Genomic DNA, 981 nt, shown 5'->3' on the forward strand with positions numbered 1-981 from the left:
TATTGCCAGCGACGTTAGCAACGAATTTAAAAACGTCGGTGAGCTGAAATTCCTGACGGTTAATATAAAAAACTAACTAACTTGTTGATTTCCACGTAGAAGTGAGCCGGAGGGGGGTGCGGACGTTCGGCTTTTTGGTTTGTTAAATGACTGTCAGACGGCGGTTCTCGCCGCCCGACGTGCCGTTAGCTGATTAGGCGTAAACGGGCATTTTCGAAAGCGTAGCCGTCATCATCGCGAGCATGGCGTGACAACTCTTCAAAGCCGAGTTTGGTGTAGAAACTTACGGCCTGCTGATTGTCGGTGTAAACCTCAAGCTCAAGTTCACCTTTACAATTGAGAGCATATAAGATGAGCTGACGACCGATACCATGCCCTTGCTGGGCTGGAGAAACGAAGATTCCTCCGATGAAAGTATCGAGCAGACTTATAAAGCCGCTGGGCTCCTCGTCAACGCATGCCACCCAGGTCTCGGCATTAGGCAAATACTGATCTTCGATCAGCGTTCGTTGCTCAAGCAAGCGCTGTTCGCCGATAAAAGGATGAGCCAACAGGGACGCGTCAAGCCAAATGCGCGACAGCTTTTTCAAGTCTATTTCCGGCGCATAGGGCCGGATTACAACGTCGTGGTTCTTCATAATAATTCCAAGAAGAGACATGCATAAGGGTCCGGCACCAAAATGTTAGTGCCAGGTGAAGCCGCAAATTGCGGTCGAAATCACAAGCCTCTGCGCATATATCTCCTTCTACTCTTTGTCCGCTTCTAGGCCGCTGCCAATACTCTGTCAACGACCGACATGAAGTCGCTCGCGGCCGCACCACTTTATCGCGCTCGTGCGTTATTCCTATGGCCAATAGCGGCCGTAGGAGAACTCAGATGGGTATTGCACAATATGATCCAGCTGCACTTTGTCGTCCGGCGTGGAACGCTGGACAGAAGGTCGGTGTCAATCGGCGTTTAAACGGAACCCCTTATCGGCG

The 981-nt window shown here is 50.8% G+C and carries 1 protein-coding gene; it reads right to left on the minus strand.

The features are described 5' to 3' along the window. Positions 1–185 precede the first annotated feature (185 nt). Complete coding sequence (locus CEV31_RS12325) at positions 186–659, minus strand: GNAT family N-acetyltransferase (protein ID WP_235818088.1); 474 nt, start codon at positions 657–659, stop codon at positions 186–188. Positions 660–981 lie beyond the last annotated feature (322 nt).

It is taken from the genome of Brucella thiophenivorans, from assembly GCF_002252445.1.
Taxonomy (GTDB): domain Bacteria; phylum Pseudomonadota; class Alphaproteobacteria; order Rhizobiales; family Rhizobiaceae; genus Brucella; species Brucella thiophenivorans.

Bases quoted from the DNA above. Each gene is read 5' to 3' on its own strand.
- CEV31_RS12325 (WP_235818088.1), bottom strand. From the start codon at position 659: ATGTCTCTTCTTGGAATTATTATGAAGAACCACGACGTTGTAATCCGG.